Source organism: Neptunitalea chrysea (genome assembly GCF_027924145.1).
Lineage (GTDB): Bacteria > Bacteroidota > Bacteroidia > Flavobacteriales > Flavobacteriaceae > Neptunitalea > Neptunitalea chrysea.
This window is the reverse complement of the sequence record NZ_BRVP01000019.1, coordinates 49,413-67,793: the sequence shown is the minus strand read 5'-3', so window position 1 is coordinate 67,793 and position 18,381 is coordinate 49,413. Positions and strand designations below refer to the sequence as shown.

13 protein-coding genes are annotated in these 18,381 nt (G+C 33.4%); 2 read left to right on the top strand and 11 right to left on the bottom strand.

The window, feature by feature from the left end; translation table 11 throughout:
- From NBRC110019_RS13310 to NBRC110019_RS13295, 4 genes are all read right to left on the bottom strand, one after another.
- On the bottom strand, positions 1–1,425 hold a 1,425-nt coding region (locus NBRC110019_RS13310), incomplete at its 3' end, for an FIDD domain-containing protein (protein WP_507764119.1).
- Positions 1,426–1,658: 233 nt separating this feature from the next.
- Positions 1,659–7,670, bottom strand: a complete 6,012-nt coding sequence (locus NBRC110019_RS13305; RefSeq protein WP_281755643.1) for an FIDD domain-containing protein — start codon at positions 7,668–7,670, stop codon at positions 1,659–1,661.
- Between the two features lie 37 nt (positions 7,671–7,707).
- Positions 7,708–8,544 carry an ABC transporter permease gene (locus tag NBRC110019_RS13300; protein WP_281755641.1) on the bottom strand — a complete coding sequence of 279 codons (837 nt, stop codon included), beginning with the start codon at positions 8,542–8,544 and terminating at the stop codon, positions 7,708–7,710.
- Positions 8,545–8,551: 7 nt separating this feature from the next.
- Positions 8,552–9,451, bottom strand: coding sequence for an ABC transporter ATP-binding protein (locus tag NBRC110019_RS13295; protein ID WP_281755639.1), 900 nt, complete (start codon positions 9,449–9,451; stop codon positions 8,552–8,554).
- Between the two features lie 89 nt (positions 9,452–9,540).
- Between NBRC110019_RS13295 and NBRC110019_RS13290 the strand changes: the two genes are divergently transcribed.
- Positions 9,541–10,605, top strand: a complete 1,065-nt coding sequence (locus NBRC110019_RS13290) for a hypothetical protein (RefSeq protein ID WP_281755637.1) — start codon at positions 9,541–9,543, stop codon at positions 10,603–10,605.
- Here NBRC110019_RS13290 and NBRC110019_RS13285 read toward each other — a convergent pair.
- From NBRC110019_RS13285 to NBRC110019_RS13260, 6 genes are all read right to left on the bottom strand, one after another.
- Entirely contained in the window at positions 10,594–11,622 is a 1,029-nt protein-coding gene (locus tag NBRC110019_RS13285) for a TlpA disulfide reductase family protein (RefSeq protein ID WP_281755635.1), read from the bottom strand. The two genes, NBRC110019_RS13290 and NBRC110019_RS13285, sit on opposite strands and share 12 nt — an antisense overlap.
- Positions 11,622–12,680 carry a nucleoid-associated protein gene (locus NBRC110019_RS13280; RefSeq protein WP_281755633.1) on the bottom strand — a complete coding sequence of 353 codons (1,059 nt, stop codon included), beginning with the start codon at positions 12,678–12,680 and terminating at the stop codon, positions 11,622–11,624. Before NBRC110019_RS13280 ends, NBRC110019_RS13285 begins: the two co-directional genes overlap by 1 nt.
- 40 nt (positions 12,681–12,720) lie before the next feature.
- The gene (locus NBRC110019_RS13275) at positions 12,721–13,248 is read right to left on the bottom strand and encodes an IS1096 element passenger TnpR family protein (protein ID WP_281755631.1); all 528 of its coding nucleotides are present in this window, start codon (positions 13,246–13,248) and stop codon (positions 12,721–12,723) included.
- Between the two features lie 44 nt (positions 13,249–13,292).
- Entirely contained in the window at positions 13,293–14,309 is a 1,017-nt protein-coding gene (locus tag NBRC110019_RS13270; RefSeq protein WP_281755630.1) for a COX15/CtaA family protein, read from the bottom strand.
- 1 nt (position 14,310) lies between these two features.
- On the bottom strand, positions 14,311–15,729 hold the full coding sequence (locus tag NBRC110019_RS13265) for a CCA tRNA nucleotidyltransferase (RefSeq protein ID WP_281755647.1): 1,419 nt from the start codon (positions 15,727–15,729) through the stop codon (positions 14,311–14,313).
- Between the two features lie 72 nt (positions 15,730–15,801).
- Entirely contained in the window at positions 15,802–16,362 is a 561-nt protein-coding gene (locus tag NBRC110019_RS13260) for an L-threonylcarbamoyladenylate synthase (RefSeq protein WP_281755628.1), read from the bottom strand.
- A gap of 45 nt (positions 16,363–16,407) precedes the next feature.
- Here NBRC110019_RS13260 and NBRC110019_RS13255 point away from each other — a divergent pair, with 45 nt between their 5' ends.
- Complete coding sequence (locus tag NBRC110019_RS13255; RefSeq protein WP_281755626.1) at positions 16,408–17,469, top strand: glycosyltransferase family 4 protein; 1,062 nt, start codon at positions 16,408–16,410, stop codon at positions 17,467–17,469.
- On the opposite strand, the gene NBRC110019_RS13250 is transcribed toward NBRC110019_RS13255, so the two are convergent.
- A complete protein-coding gene (locus NBRC110019_RS13250; RefSeq protein ID WP_281755624.1) occupies positions 17,456–18,379 on the bottom strand; it encodes a glycosyltransferase family 2 protein in 924 nt (307 codons plus the stop codon). The genes NBRC110019_RS13255 and NBRC110019_RS13250 overlap by 14 nt on opposite strands.
- Positions 18,380–18,381: the final 2 nt, after the last annotated feature.

The following is an 18,381-nucleotide window of genomic DNA, read 5'->3' as shown; positions in this document are numbered from 1 at the left end:
GTCTACAACAATTAATTGCAATGTGGTGGTGCTGGTGGCCAATGTACAGTTTGTGGCACCACTTTGTACTAATACATGTATAGTTTCTGATGGTATAGCTGTATTTGTATATGAATTAGGTAACGGGTTGGTTTCAGATTGTAGATCCGCTTGCGTGGCATAATAGGTTACACTTACATTTGTTTGTCCGTTTAGAATTTCTAAATTTTTATCGTTCAAGCTAAATGTATAGTATCCATCACCATCATTGTCACAGCCGTATAAAGGAGTAGGGGCTATTGCTTGTGGTGATTGTAATACATCTATTTCAAAAGATGTAATGCTATAACATCCCGTAGTATTGTTATCTAGTCTAATGTAAATGGTTTGACCATTGGCGACTGTATTAGTGAAATTTGAGGGTGAACTGATAGCAGAGTTGCCGGCTTCAGCATCCGATAGAGATGTGTAATAATTTATGGAAATGTTTGTTTGTCCGTTTAGTATATCCGATTCAACTGAAGTTAAATCAAAACTTGTAAATCCATTTTGTGTTCCAGTGTCGCACTCTGAAATGTTGTCTACTGTAGTAGTTGAAGGGCCGGTATTTACATGTAAAGAAACTTCTTCAACGCGAATTAATGATCCGGATGCATTTTTAACGGCTACATATATTTCAGTGCTAGATGTGTTAGAAGCATTAACCGTATAGTTGGTGGTGGTGGTTATTGGGTTAGTACCGTTATTGGCATCTGTTGTTGTTTCATAATAGGATAGTTGTACGGCAGTACTATTATTTGTGATTTCAGCACCAATAGCGTCTAAATTAAAAGTTTCTTCACCGTCAGCATCATTATCACAGGTATAATAATCGCCACCATCAAATAAACAAGATAATACGGCATCACCTCCAAACGATAAGGTAAATCCGGATGCTGCACCATCCCATCTGTCAATAGCAATTAAAATTTTGTCTCCAGCAGTAACGTCATAATATCTTACTTTTCCTGGTTCAGGAGCTCCGGTAGATCCTCCTGTTTCACATAGATCTGTTGCAGTGAGACTTAGTCCTATGTTATAAATACCTGTTGATACAGGTGAGTTTTGCGAGCCTCTGTCTGCTGTGCCTACGTTTGTTAAATCTGGGTTTTTCCATGAAGCAAAATCAAAATCAATATTATTGGTAGGGCTCATTACAAAGGTAAATGTGGTACCTGATTCTATTTGTACATAATAAAAAGCTAAATCATCTGATAGTGATTGACTAGAACAAGGTGTAAATATATTATTGACCCCTGTACTTGTAGGCGATTGTGCGGCTAGTGATTGGTTAGAGCATACATACTCTACATAATCAGATACATCTTGTGCAACTGTTTTTTGGCAAAAGAATAGCGGAGTGATTAAGATTAATAATGCAATTCGTAATCTTGTTTTCTGATTCATTTTTTTTTATATATACTAATGGTTGGTATTAATAAAATTGTGTGGGGAGGTAAAAGTAGTAAAAAATACTTTGCTTATATAACGTACAATGTGGTATTTAAGTATTTTTATATAGGAAAAGTATTAAGATTAAAATCTTAATTGTTTAGTACAAAGATGCTTAAAAAAAAGCAGCAGTAGAAATAACTACTGCTGCTTTTAATAAAATATGAGTTTTACTTTATACGAATGAATTATCGTTTTAAAGAGAAGTGACTGTTAAATTCTTTTACTTTGCCTGAGTTAGGTTCTGTGTAAACAACTTTAAACCAATAGTCACTTGATGGTAACATGTTTCCGTTATATGTACCATTCCAACCTTCACTTGTTGAACTCATTTGTTTTACCATTTTACCTTGTCTGTCAAATATAAATATTTGAGCGTTGGTTTGGTTTTCTAATCCAATTACTTTCCAAGTATCATTAACACCATCTCCATTAGGAGTAAAATATTTCATGTAGTCTATTACACTTACTTCTAATTTTAGTGTACCACAACCGTTAAGCTCAGTAATTGTAATACTATGCACTCCAGGTTGAACATCTGTAAATAGACCTGTATATTGAATTTCATCATCATCTAATTGGAAGCTATAATCTGAAGCGCCAACTCCTTCTGCAATAACCTCTATGGTATTGTCTCCATTAAACATTTCCGATTGAAGTACTGTTGGTGTAACAGATGGTAAAGAAGCTTCGTCGAAATATATATGGTTTGTTTCGTAACTACATTGATTGATTGTGTTTGTGTTAGTAACAGTAACATAGTACTCACCACCTTCTGTGGCTTCTAGAGTAGGGGTGGTAGCCCCATTATTCCATGCATATTCATAACCTTCACCTAAATCGGTTCCTAAGATAGGATTGTTCGTAGCGTCTGTACAAATAATTCCGGTTTGTTCATTTAGAGTAACTTCCGGTAAAGGCTCAACAATCAATTCTACTGCGATAGGTTCTCCATTGGTACAACCTGTATTATTATTGGTAACAACGGCGTACACGGTGGTGCTCCCTGTTTCATAAGTAGCTATATCGGTATCATCCATAGGATTCTCTTGATTAAGAGCGTTATCATAACTAGTGTAGAAAGTTATAGTATAGGCTGTTTGAGATTGCCCTGCCATAATCTCATCAATTTTTGTTGTTAAATCAAAAACTTCGACACCGTCATTGTTATAATATCCGTCTGAACCTAAACTTTCACAAATAGCATACGTTCTTGGGGTATTAGCTAAAGGGGCTTGTTCAATATCAATAGTGTATGCTAATGTTTGTATACATCCTGTAAGTGTATCTACTACTCTTACAGCTATATCTTCGGTTCCTGTAATGGTAATTGAAGGACCAGCATATTCATACTCATCATTAATAGCATGTACTTCTGTTTCGTAATAGGTAATTACATATCCAGAGGTATCTGCTCCTTGCATTACCCAATTATCCATATCTGTTAATAAAATAGACTCTTCATCATCATTATCTTTTTCACACAGGTAATAAGTGGTTTCGTCCACAACATCTGGTGACGGATTCACAATTAAATCAAAATCTACAATGGTTAAACATCCGGTATTGTTGTTTGTTACCGCAACGTAGATGGTTTGTAAATCTGGAGTAATATTATAATATGCTGTTGAATTACTAATTGCATTTGTTGCATTATATGCATCATTATATGTTTCGTAATAAGCAGCAGTAACATCTGTTTCTCCATTTAATAAGGCTTCTTCGTAGATTGTTAAATCAAATTCAGCTTGACCATTATTCTCGTCTCCATCTAAATCATCATCACAAGTTTCTATAGGGTCTATGTCTGTTAATGGTGAAGGATTGTTAAGTACTCTTAAGGTAACTGAAGTTGTAGAATAACATCCCGTATTTAAATCTTCAACTCTAACATATAATGTAGATGGATTACCTAATGTATTTGTGTATGCGGTATCATCTGGTACAACATTGGTAGCGTCCTTAGCATCTGCTAGTGTTTCATAATAGGTAACTGCATATCCGTTAAAACCACCAGTGATTTCGTCATTTTCAACAGTTAAATCAAACACCGTAATTTCGTCTCCTATTTCTCCAAAATCATCACAAAGGGCTAAATCATTATCATAATTAGTATCAATTACCGGGTTAGGATTAACAATAAGGTCAAAACTACGAATAGTAGGACACCCTGTTAAGTTGTCTTCTAAGCGAACCCAAATTGTCTGAAGATAAGGAGTTGAATTAGTATAGTAATTTGGTAATGCAGCCATGCCTAATGCTGCTGCATTGTATGATCCATAATAGCTTACAGTATAATCAGAAATGCTTTGTGAACCATACACATCTTCGTCTTGTAAACTTAAGTCAAATTCTGTTAGACCGTCAGCAACTTCATCATCACAAAGTTCTAGTGCAGGTAAGTCATATGAAACTTCGGGAGTAGGATGTACATATAATTGTAAAGGAACAATTGAGTAGCATCCTGTTGTAGTATTTTCTACTCTAACATGTAAGGTTTGTGTATCTGGGTATATATTCTCATATGGAGAATATTGTTGGTTTACATCATTTTCTGCATCGGTATGCGTTTCATGTATTGAAACGTTATAAGTGTAAGAATCGTTAGGTATTACAGAACTGTATATGCTTTGAATATCAAATTCTCCAAACCCATCATTATCATCATCACAATATGCCAACTCATTTGGAGTATTGACAGTAGGCGGATCCATAATAATCAACTCTAGTGTAGTGCTATTCCAGCAACCTGTTATGTTGTGAACCAACTTTACGTATATAGTGTGGGTTGGTGTAGAGCTTGTGTATGCGTTTGGTAGTGATGCTGCACCCGATATTAAATCGGTCATAGAGTCGTAATAAAGAACACTGATGTCCGATTGTCCATTTAAGATTTCTGCAGTCTTTTCATTTAATAAAAATGTATGATTCCCAGTACCGTTATTACAACCATAAAGTGGAGTAGGAACGATAATTTCAGGTTTTGGGTTAACAATAAGGTCAAATGTATTAGTAACGTAACAACCTGATAAAATGTCTGTAACACCAACCGTTATGGTTTCGGTATTGGCAACAACATTATAGTATGTACTAGGAAAAGTAGCTGCTATGAAGTCATTATTACCATCATAAAATTCTATCTCGTATCTATCTAAATTTGTAAAGTTACTTTCTACTAAACTTTGGATGTTGGATGTGTCAAACGTAATAAAACCATCGTTGTCATCATCACATTCTTCTATTTGATCTATAGGGGCCATAGTGAATTCAGGAACAGCTATAAGATTAAATGTAACATATTCAGGACATCCAATATCTTCTTGAGCAACGCAGAAATTGTTAATAATAACTTGTTGTGTGTTTGTAGCAGCCCCAGTTGAACCAGTGAAGCCCCAATAAACATAAGAACTACCTCCAAATATATCATTTACAAGATCAATAGTAGCTGTTTGTACAATAGTACCATCAAGGGTAACTGTAAAAGTTTGTGTAGTTGAATCGTATGTGATATTAACGTCATGCCAGAAATTATCTTCTATGTTTCCTAAGTCAGCTGGTGCTGTAAATTCTGAATGTGCTGAGTTTACATTGGCTTGACCATCTGAAATAATAGCTACATGGTCGTTTATTATAGGGTCTGTACCGTTTGCGTAAGTGTCAAATTCCACTGCTAAGGAAGGGGAAATTCCTTGGTATCCTAAACCACCACCTACAGAACCTGCGTTTACCGTTAATGGCTGTAATACAAAAGCAATCCCATCAGCCCCTGAATCATATGTTCCAAAGAATAACTCAGCGTCAATAGAGAAATCATTTGTAAGATCAATCATAATGTTAGACCATGCGCTTCCCATATTACCATTGGCGTCTGGTGTATTTTCAGCTTGCGTAAGTTGAATGAGGTCGTTGGTAGCGTTTATAAAAGCATCTCCATTATAGGTGAAATTATCCATAGTACCTGTAGAAGTACACTGAGTATGACTATTTGTTAGCTGAGCTGTAATTGTTTGAGAACCCGATGTAAAAGGACTTGCTAATCCGTCATCTCCAATGATATTTCCATTTTCGTCATAATATAAACTTGTTGTTGTAATGTCTATATTTTCAGGATGTGTACCATTTTTAAGAATAGTCTCTACATCTGATACATCAAAGTCTGCAGTACCGGTAGTTGCATCTAAACAAGCATATATGTCAACGGGTTGTCCGGGTACCGGAGTGTCAAATATTATAATAGTAAATGTACCAATACTATAACATTCGTGGTGGTCTGTATTTTCTAGTCTTACGTATATAGTTTCGTCATCTTCATCATTGGTGTGGTTTACACTTATTGGATTTATACCATTCTCAGCATCACCTTGCGAAGTGTGAAATGAAATATCAAAATCAGAAGCACTTTGGGTACCGTAGGCTTCAGTTATTTTATCTGTAAGATCGATATTTATATAATCGTAATCAATATCTTCACATGCAGTAATATCTGTCATTGCGTTAATAACCGGTTCTACTGCTGTTGAGATTGTAAAGGAATCTATATAGGAACAATTTGGATTTAAAGGGTTTATAACTTTTACATAAATAACTTCGTCAACATTGGAAGTATAATTATATGGAGTTGTTATTGGGTCTGTGTCGTTTTCTGCATCTGTAAAAGTATGGTAATACGTAGCTATTAAAGCACTATTGTTTGAGGTTGCTTCATTATCTTTTTCGGTGAAGTCAAATGTGTAGTTACCGTTAAGGTTTACTGTACATGCTAACCAATCAGATACATTTACAATAGTAGGTGTTTGGTAAATGGTAACGTTTTCACTTTCATCACTAGTACTACCATCTGTGTATAATACTTCAATAGTTACATTATAGTTGCCGGGTTGAGTAAATACGTGTGTAGGATTAATATCTAAACTTACATTATTAGTGCCTGAACTAGGGTCGTCAAAGTGCCAAACTACGGAGTCTACATCATTAAGATTGTTAACTTCCAGTGTAAATTGAGTGGTTTCCCCATAACATAAATTTTCATGATCGAATGAAGCATTAAAAATTGAGGAAATAAATGGAGGTAAACCTTGTGTAGCACCTCCAAAAGATAAATCAATATCATCTTCAACATAATTACAAGCTGTTCCTAATTGGTTAGGATTATTAATAACACTTAAGGAACTTGTAGCAAATGATGAAGAATAGCCATCAGGAACTGTTCTATATATTTTACGATCGGGACCCAGTTGAAGTGCACCGCGGTAACCACTTCCAGTATAAATCTCTACTTGAGACATAACAATGTCCGCAGCTTGAAGATCATATTGTATAAGCGAAGAAGTGTATCCTGATCCACCTGAACCACTTGAGTTTACTGCTGCACAATATAATAAACTACTATCTGGTGAAAATTCTATTCCGTAAGGATAATCTGCTGCAGTTGCAATCCCTAGTTGAAGTTCATTTGTAACCACTCCAGTGGTAGCGTTAAAATCATATAAATATAATCTATCTGTTTCTAAGGTAGCACAGGCAATTTTTGTTCCATCTGGGGAAATCTTTAAATACCCTCGTTCTTCATTGGTTGTATAACCAAAAGTTGAAATAACCGGTGAGGTGTCAATGCCTGTATTGGTTAGTTTATAGGCATACATTCGGTTATAATTGGAGGTAGATGTAGCAGACGGACCATAGGTAATTACCCAATACCCGTTTTCTGAATCTTCTATCTCCGTTACACATATTTTTTCAGTGGTATTAGGCAGTAATGTTACATTCAATTGCGAAGTATCAACATCTCCATTTCCACCATCTAATGTCATATCTACAACAGTGTAAGAAAAGGGGCCGCCATTATCATCTACCGTAAAAATATAATACTTGGTGTTGTCATCAACAAAAGGAACAATAATAGCAGATTGTGTACTTGAGCTATTACCGTTTAAACCTGTGCCATTGGGCATTATATTATCATTAGCATTGTAAACTGTAGTACCATCTGTATAGAATAGTATACCATTTGAATCACTAATAGATGCACAACCCTCTAAGGTAGCTAGTGAACCACTCACAGTACCTATAAAATCATAGGTTATAGGGTCAAAAGCAATTCCAGCATTTTGTCCAAAGTACCAATTAATTGCTTCTACTTGAGATTTAACAATATTTACCGATAATGTTAAAATAATTAAAAAAAAGTATTTTTTTAGCATAGTTGGGTGGTTTAAGCCCCAAATATAATAAAAGAGTTTATAAATTTCTCCTTTTGAGTGTGATATATGTAAAAAATAGGAAAAATAATGTCCATATTATAACGATAGTATATTCGTACCAATGTGTAGTGTAATCTCTTGTTAAATCTTCTCCCACTTGATTCGCTAATGTCATAACCGCATTAAATCTTGAAACGGGTTCTTTTATGAGGTTCGATAACGATTGTATAGGTAGGAATTTAAATATTTTCCCAGGTATTTCAGAATTGTCTGGCAAAACATAATTTAATAGCCCAAAAAATAACCATTCAAGTATATACCAAATAAATAAAAAACCTAATGCAAATGCCGATTTTCTTACTAACATTCCTAAAAATAAGCAAAGACTAAAGAAACCTACAAGTTTTACAAAATAGGATAAAAGAAATTCGGTATCGGTAAAAATTATTGAAGCTGTTTTATAATCGGAGTAGATAAGCCCTAGGATTAATGTTACTGTGGCAATAAAGATGGTAGATATTAATGAAAATACAACTACCATATAAAATTTAGATAAAACAAATTCTTTCTTGCTTAGGCCGTCAATAAGGTTTTGTTTTAGGGTTTTGTTACTGTATTCATTAGACATCATGGATACGATAACAATAGCAATGAATATTTTTAAAACCCCTGCGATAAAAGTATTTATATGCCATATATACGGAAAGTTGAATATTCCCTGTTCTGCTAATCTGAATTGAATTTTTCCAAAGCTAAAATCGATCGTTGTCAAAATACTAATAAGAGAAAGTAGCGCAAAATATGATATAATTAGTATCCTACTGGATCTACTATTCCATAGTTTTATAAATTCTATTTCTAATAAACGTTTCATAATAAGATTAGGATTGTTGAGAGGTTAGTTGTAAAAATTTTTCTTCTAGGCTTTCTTTCTTTTTCACTAGATGATTCACTATAACACCATTTTCGAATAAGTATTTGTTAACATCTTCTGCGTTTATATCCTGAGTTAGAATAACATTAAGTACGCCACTTTTTGTATGTGATATATTTCCAAATGCTTCGTGATTATTTAATAAGGAAGTAAGTTTGCTTTGATCTTCTGCGTTTATTTCAAAATATCCATAACTGGCAACCATTTGATCTACTCTACCAGAATAGAGTCGAATACCTTTTTGCAGTACAACCACATGCGTACATACTTTTTCTACTTCATCTAAAAGGTGAGAAGCTAGTAAAATAGTTGTTCCGGTTTCAGCAATTTGAATGATAATTTCTCTTATTTGGTGAATACCTTGTGGGTCTAAGCCGTTTGTAGGTTCATCTAATATTAATATTTCAGGATCATTAAGTAGTGCAGAACTAATAGCTAAACGTTGTTTCATACCTAATGAGAACGTTTTAAACTTGTCATTTTTTCGCTCCCAAAGTCCTACTAATTTTAATTTCTCTTCTATTTTACTCTCAGGTACTTCTTTTATTTTGCATACCAATTTCAAATTTTCTTGAGCTGTCATATACGGATAAAAGTTAGGGCGCTCTATGATGGCTCCAACTTTTTTTAATGCCTGATGGGTTGTAGTGCCGTTAAACCATTGGAAGTCTCCAGAAGTTTTATTTACTACATTTAATATGATTCCTAAGGTGGTAGATTTACCGCTTCCGTTAGGGCCTAAAATTCCATAAACATTTCCTTTTTCAATAGTGAAACTTAGGTCACTTACGGCAGTAAGTTTGCCATATTTTTTGGTAAGGTTGTTAATTGTTAGTATTGTTTTCAAAATAGCATTTACTTTTAGGGTTTATAAACTTGACGTTTTATAAGGGGTTTTGTTACAAGAAATCTTATTTTTGAACAAAGCAGTATATTATGGGAGACGATTTAATGTCTAAAAAGAAGCCTAGTTTTCCTATTTCAGAAAAATTAAATGCGTACTTAAATGAGTATAGCAGGAACATAAAGATTCCGATTTTTTATGAAGATCTTCTTAGGTTTTCTGGCTCCATTGTGGTATATGATGAAGATGATAACGATACACTTTGGTTGCGTGTTTATTATAACGAATTTGAAAGAGAAGAAATTGATTACGCTTTAAAAAAAGTATATTCAATTTTAATTTCTGATGGGAATGATGATATTCTTCAATATCTTAGCGTAGACACTATTGACTTTTGTACGTTCGGTAATTCTCAACCTTTTAGAATTAAGGTGCGTAATGTTTTAAATGATAATTTCACGTATTTCTACATAAAAAAAGCAGATGCCTCGAGAATCTACGGACTAGAATTAGAACATATGCTGTCGCCTTATAATTTAAATTATTTAGTACATAAAGATACTCTGATAGAAGAGCATATTGCCGGTATACCAGGAGATGTTTTTATTAAAGAATATTTGCCTAAATGCACCGAGTTTCAGAAGTCGCAAATAGCCAAAGAATTTGTGAAGTTTAATGAACGTTGTATGATTAGACTTTTAGGTGATATGCGGAGCTATAATTATGTCTTTGTGGTAACACCCGATTTTGATCATGTGGTATATAAAGTGAGAGCTATAGATTTTGATCAGCAGAATTATGAGGGGAGATTGAAAATATACCGTCCTCAGTTTTTTAAAGAGAATAGTACTATGGTTGAACTAGTGCGTTCTAAACTTTTAAAAACATCCATTAATCAATATAAGGTAGAGGAACGTTCAATAGTGGCAAAGCGTATTTTAAACTCGATAGAACAATTAGGTGATTTGCTAGAGTGTATGAAAGATGATCATATTTCGAAATCTGAATATGTTGAAAGTTTAAAAATGGAAATTTTTAACTTTACTAATGATCTGCAGTTTAAAAGAGCTACTAATATGGGAGAGGTGTTAATTGCAGCAATAGACTTTATTAAAAGAAATTATGAAGATGTAAATATGACCAGATTAATGCAGTGATTTTTCTAGTAGATATTTTAGTTGTTTAGGTTCAACGTTTACACCAATTACTTTTCTGTTTTTATCAATTACGATATTGTAAGGGATGCTATATAGTTGGTAATATTGAGCTAAAGGACTATCAAATTCTTCTCCTGATCGCAGGTGATTCCATTCAAGATGATCTTTTTCAATCCCTTTTTTCCAAGTATCTATGCCGTCTTCAATTGATATGCTAAGGATGTTAAATCCTTTGGTATGAAATTCTTGATAAAGTTTAACCCATTCTGGGTTTTGTTTTCTGCAAGGCACGCACCAGCTAGCCCAAAAGTCTACTAACAAATAAGGAGCATTTACTGTATTGGTAGAAACAATCTTTCCGTCAAGATTATAAATGTCAAAGTCTTTAAATTGATTTCCTATACCATAGGTGTTTAATTTTTTAATAGCTTGATTAATTACAAATAAATCACTTCCGGTTTGTTTGGTAGTATCAAGCTGCTTCTTAAAATTAGCTACTTCTTTTGCAGATAATATCCAACTTTGTGAGGCAATCTGCCCTAAAAATTTACCACTTAAACTATGGTTAGGATTCTTTTTTATGAAGATTGTTAAAGAATCTTTTACGGCATCATAAAAGTTAGCGTCATTGTAATGATTATTAATGAAATTTTCAAAGCGAGTTTTCTTAATATAACTTTCAGAACCTTTTACAGTGATTACGTGTAACGCTTCGGGGTTGGTAAGCTTAATCTCAATGTTACTATTTTCAAGATATAGCCATGCTAAATTAGTGCTATTGGTGGTAGTAAGCCATCCTTGAATAGGGAAATCGGTTTTTCCATCAAAGAAAAACCGATTGTTTTTTACTAATATACTATCCTTTGTATAAGGTGTGTTTAAAAAGATATAACCGCTGTAATTACCTGTAATAAAAGAGCCTTCTATATGGTAGCCATCCGTTATTTCTTTAGTTTCCTTATTAGAGCAGCCTATAAATAATAAACTGCATAACATTAGATAGTGTAAATATTTCATTAATTTTTTTCTTCTTTATTAAAATACACTAAGTAGTAGTACATTTGACGTTCTTCATCCCAGCCTTTTTCAACAAATTTTTCAGCACTTTCAGGATTAATAAAGTCCATTTTAATCTGAACGTTTGTATCTAAGTTAATAACGTTTTTAATTTTTTTTCTAGCATCAGACACCGCCTTGTTTGCTATCGGGAAATTAGAAACATCCTCAATACTATATTTAGGCCCTTTTTCTACTTTATAGTGTTTAAATTCTGGTATTAAATCAGGATTGTCAATTACCTCGTTAAGAAATGATGTTTCTTCAAATTCATCATTCTTTGCAAAGTGATTAACTGCACGATTCATAAACATAACCTCTTCCTTTTTATCTTCAGCAGGTAAAACGACATCCTTGGCAAAATCTTTACAGAATTTTAAATATTTTTTGGTATAGAAAGTTTCATCTGTTAAGGCATCTACATTTAAAAAGTTCTCTAACCAATATTTAGCATCATATCTGTTACTATCAATAGATAATAACTTGTATCCTTCTTCTTTATTAACATTTAAAATAATACAGCCTTTGTCTAATTTATTAATGTTAATACCTTGTTTAATAAGAATGTCAATATCTGCGCCATTTTCTTCAAACTGCAGAAAGTCTTGTTTTAGCTCACTTTTAAATATCCCAATAGCATCCATCTTAGTGTTATCTAAAACCACATCAGATAAATAGGTAACATATAGCTCTCCTGGTTTTATATGAGGGTGATTGGATTGTTCAAAAAGGTGTGTGGCAATCTTTTTAGAGTTATCATGAATAGAAGATGGATTAGAAAAAATTTCAGATGAAATTTTATATAACTCGTTAAATTCAATATCTACGTCATCATCAAAACGCAAATAATTTTCTTCCTTATCTCTAAAAGGTCTAAAGAAATATTCTTTAAGTAATCCTATAATTTCATCATTTAACTGGTATGGATTTTCAGAAAAGAATACTCCTTCATTTTTACTTTTGTTACCTACCTTGTGTATAGATAGACTTTCGATATGTGTAGGATATAAGTTAATCATTATTGGTGCAAACTATTTTTTTGGTTATTGATATTATTGTTTAATTCCAGTTTTCGTCAAAGTCAAGATTGTCGTATCCTGAGTAATCATCACCCTCATCGTCGTTTGGGGCGTCAAAGTTTCCAAGGTCGCTTGGTGTATTAGTCGCTTCAAAATCTTTAACCGGAGCCGATTCGGGAAGTTCTCCGTGAGAAAATAAAAGTATTGGATATGATTCGCCACTTTCTTCTTCGCTCACTTCTGCTAATTCTACAAAGAAGGTCCACATACTAAAGAAATCATATACATAGATTAATTTAGGTTGATCTTCGGTAGCAACATCTTCAAGAATGGTCTCATTCATCAATTTTACTTCAGAAGTACCTTCACTCATGTCAAACAAAGAGATTTCCTCTCCTTGGCTCCATTCGTTATCACTCATGTAAAAAGAAGCCATTTCAGTTCCGTCAAAACCAAAAGCTTGCGTAATAGCGTTATGAAAATCTTCCATAGATACATTAGCCTTAATGGCAATATCCCTAAAGATATCTTCTTCTGTATCAAGTATAATTCTAAACTTATATATCATTTGTAAATTTGTTTAATGTGTTGAATTTAATAAAGATACGGTATTTATTTACTAAATTGATGCAGTGTATAGGTCATGGCGCTTAATAAGAAAAATGCTCCAATTTGGTGTGCAACACCTAACCATACCGGTACAACTAGTAATAATGTAAATACACCAAGTATAAATTGAATTCCTACTATAACCATAAGGGCATTTATCCCTTTTTTTTGAGTAGGAGTAATGGCTAATTTTTTAGCTTTAAAGTAGATAGCTGCTATAAGAACAACTACTATATAAGCAATGTACCTATGCGCAAACTGCACCCCACTTTTGCCTTCAAAAAAGTTTAAAAGAAAAGGTTCTTGTTCGGTATATACTGTTGGGTGTATAAGTTTTCCTTCGCTCATTAAAGGCCAGTGGTTATGAATAAAACCAGCATCTAATCCTGCTACAAAACCACCCCATATAATCTGAATTAGGAGTACTACCAACGCTATTCTAATTAAGTTTCTAAACTGCTTATTAATAGCTTTACGATTAGGGTAAATTATATCTAATGCCACCCAAAGTGTAGCAGCAAAGGTTATAAAGGCAGTAGTTAGGTGTAAAGCAAGGCGGTAATGACTAACGTCTGGTCTGTCTATTAATCCACTCTTTACCATGTACCAACCAAAGAAACCTTGTAAGCTTCCCAGAAATAATAATACAATTGATTTTTTTATGGTAGCTTTAGATAACTGCTTTTTAATAAGGAAGTAGACAAAAGGAATCATAAATACAACCCCAATAAGTCTACCTATAAGTCTGTGTAACCATTCCCAAAAGTAAATGTCTTTAAAATCTTCTAATGCAAAGTGATTGTTTAGTTTTTGGTACTCAGGAAATTGCTTGTACAATTCAAAGGCATCGTTCCATTCTTTCTCATTCATCGGAGGTATTGTACCGGTGATAAGTTTATAGTCTGAAATAGATAATCCGGAATGGGTTAATCGGGTAATCCCCCCAACTAACACCATAATGAAAATTAAAAAGCAACCGGTAAGTAACCAGTACACTACGTATTTGTTGTCTTTTTTCATTTTATTTTACGGCTTTAAGGCCTAATTTTTTTCCTTGTTCTAGCATAAATTGATAAGCAGCTTCATACTCATTTGAGATTTCACCTTCTAAAATAGCTTCTTTAATAGCATCTTTTATAATCCCGATTTCTCTGGAGGGCTTTAGATTAAATATTTTCATAATTTCTTCTCCACTAACGGGAGGTTGAAAATTACGAACATGATCACGCTCTTCAACTTCTACTATTTTCTGCCTAACAATTTTAAAATTGTTATGATATTTTTGAAACTTCTTAGGGTTCTTAGTGGTAATATCTGCCTCGCATAAGGTCATAAGATCATCTACATGGTCTCCAGCATCAAATATTAATCTTCTAACCGCTGAGTCGGTTACAATATCCTGAGCTAATACAATAGGTCTAGAACTCATTAAAACCAATTTTTGTACAAACTTCATTTTATCATTCAGTGGCATATGTAAACGCTTAAATAGTTTATATACCATTTTAGAACCTACAAATTCGTGTCCGTGAAATGTCCAGCCAATTTTTTTATCAAATCGTTTGGTTGGTGCTTTACCAATATCGTGTAACAGGGCAGACCATCGTAACCAAACATCATCGGTAGCTGTAGCAATATTATCTACTACCTCTAGCGTGTGCCAAAAGTTATCTTTATGTTTTTGTCCTTCTTTTTCTTCTATACCTTGAAGTGCCGTTAACTCGGGCAAAATAATTTTTAATAACCCTGTTTGCAGTAATAGTTTAAAACCTATAGAAGGAGTCTTACTACTTAGAATTTTATGTAATTCATCAACAATACGCTCCTTAGAAATAATTTTAATACGGTCTTTATTTCTAGTAATTGCTTGTAATGATTTTTCTTCAATTGTAAAGTTTAACTGTGTAGCAAAACGTATAGCACGCATCATTCGTAACGGATCGTCAGAATACGTAATATCTGCATCTAAGGGGGTTCTTATAATGCCCTCTTCTAAATCTTGGAGTCCGTTGAACGGGTCTAATAAGAATCCTAAAGAATCTTTGTTTAACGATATGGCTAAGGCGTTAATGGTAAAGTCTCTACGGTTTTGATCGTCTTGCAAAGTTCCATCTTCAACAATCGGATTTCTAGAATTTTTACGATAGCTTTCCCTTCTTGCGCCTACAAACTCAAGTTCTATATCGCTGGTTTTTACCATGGCTGTACCATAGTTTTTAAAAACCTGAACTTTTGTTTTTTGAGGAAATAGTGTTGCTACTTCTTGGGCTAGTTCAATACCACGACCAACTGCAACTACATCTATATCTTTAGGTGTACCTCTTTTAAGCAAAAAATCTCTTACGAAGCCCCCAATTACATAACAATCTACACCAATGTTTTGAGCAGCTTGTGTTATAATTTTAAATATAGGATCTTGTATGGCTTCTATGGGATTTATTTCTCTCAAGTTCTATTACATTAATAACTTCTTACAGTAGCCTTTTGCTTTGTGTATAAGAAGTTGTTCTTATTACTTTCTTATTATTTTTACTAAACCACTACCACTGAGCTTAATAATAGTGGATGGCTGGGAGCAAATTTTTTCGCGGTGCAAATTTACTACATAGTCAACACCTGATAAAATTTCATTGTCAATTTCTTTAAATGAATTTGGTGTAGGTGTATTACTAATATTGGCAGATGTTGAAACTATTGGTCGGTTTAGTTTATAGATAAGTTGTTTACAGAATTCATCTTTAACCACTCTAACGGCAAGAGAATTGTCTTCTGCTACTAAATTTTTAGCTATACCAGACGGATTGTCGTAGATAATTGTAGTGGGGTTATCTGAATAATCAATAATATCATAAGCAGCATCTGGGATCTCTCTAAATATTCTTTCAAGCATTACTACATCGCTAACCAAACAGATAAGCGCTTTACTTTCTTCTCTCTTTTTTAATTCATAGATTTTTTTAACCGCTTCTGCATTGGTGGCATCACATCCTAATCCCCATACGGTATCGGTAGGGTACAGTATAGTACCACCCGATTTTAGTGTTTTTAACGTATTATGAATTTCTTCTTTCATAAAAAATTACCTTTGTGCAAAGGTAACCCAATTAATTAAAATTTTATGGTTTCATCGGCATCCCGAATTATTTATGTTTTACACAAAAAAGGAGAAAATAGTCATTATACTGGTTTGGTTGCGCTTGCAGAAAGAGAAGGGATGCAATTGAAATTTAGAGAATTCTCAATTTTGGGACGCACCATTAAGGCTATTTTTAAGTGTAATGGGGCTATGTATGTAAAGCAATGGATAAACTTATTTTTTTTAGTAGGATTGTTGTTTACAAAAAATAAAAAAGTTGTTTTAGGAATTGCTCCATTTGATTACAAGTTGTTATCGGTGTTGATTTTTCTAAGAGGGCATCAGGTGTATTATCATACCAGTTGGACTAGCTGGGATGGTAGTTATTATCCTAAAAAGAAATTTGTTGGTAAAAGGGTTAAAAACAAATGGAAACAATTTTTAGAGGAGACCGCTGAACATATTTTTGCAGTTTCCGGTAAAACTAAAGAAGAATTGTTAGCTAATTACAATATTAAAAAAACTTCTATAAGTGTTGTATATCATACTGTAAATTCAAATTTTTTTACAGATTTTACTGTTGAGAAAAAAGCCAATAGTTTTATTTATGTAGGTAGGTTGTTAAAGGAGAAAGGAATTATATCTTTAGTAACGTTTTTTGAAAAGCATCCAGACTTATCCTTTACAATAGTTGGTAGTGGAAGCGAAGAAGAAACGGTAAAAATGTTTTCTGATAAATGTGAGAATATTAATTATCTAGGATATGTTTCTGATAAAGATAAACTTGCAAAGTTGTATCGTGAACATACTTTTTTAGTAATGAATTCTCAGAAAACCAAGACTTGGGAAGAGCTATTTGGAATGGCTATTGTAGAGGCTATGGCATGTAAAACAATACCATTGGCAACGTTACATAGCGGGCCAAAGGAAATAGTAACCTCCGGAGTAAACGGGTTTCTTATAGAAGAAGATCGGTTTATTCTATTTTTAGAATCTGAATTAGGTACTATAAATATTCCTTCTTTACAAAATGCTGCCTATGAGATTGCTCAGTTGTACACAGAAAAAGAGATAGCGCGCCGCTGGGAGGCTATTTTAGTTTAACTATTTGTTGTTCTTGTTTTAGGGATTTACTGAGTGGTAGGCCTGTAAATAGCCCTTTAGCTAATGGAAAGTACTTGGGTTTTATCAAAGCGGTAAGCATATATCTTATAAACAGAAAATATCGGGTGATTAGATAACTAATGTACCCATTATTTTTTTGCATCACATAAAGCATAGAGGTTTTTAATTCTATCTTTTTCTTAATGTTTGTTTTTAGACTTTTGCCTTCATAATGAATGTACAAGGCCTGCGGAACAAAATAAGTGTTCTTTCCGTTTTTCTTTAAACGATAGCAAAGATCACTTTCTTCGTAAAACAGGAAAATATTCGTATCAAAACCACCAATAGTATTGAAGTCTTCTGCTTTACAAAACATAAAGCTTCCGTTTACATAGTCAACTTTTATAGGGGTACTGTAAGTTGCTTTTCTTTTGGGCTTTCCTGCAAGTTTTTCTAAAGCAGAACTTCCAAGAAATACTTTACCTAATGATAGAAAATGCTCAAAACTTTGAGATTGCTCTTTTTTACTAAGTAAAATTTGAGGGCCACAAACAGCAGCATCTGGAGTATTATTCATAAACTCCAAACAAGTAGCTATACAGTCATTGTTAAAAAGAGTATCATTATTTACAAATGCATAGTAATCTGCGTTTGCAAATTGTACACCTAGCATATTTCCGCCGCCAAAACCAGTGTTTATTGAGCTTCTAAATAATGTAATATCCCGATTATTAAGCTTTTCTATATAAGCTTTTAAAATTAAGTAATCTTCAGTATTAGAGGCATTGTCTACAAGTATGATCTGATAAGAAATCCCAGTATCGGTCTTCTCAATAATACTTTTAACACAGTCTAAAGTATAAGAAGCTGTATTGTGGTTTATAATAATAATAGCAACTGTGTAATTCATAC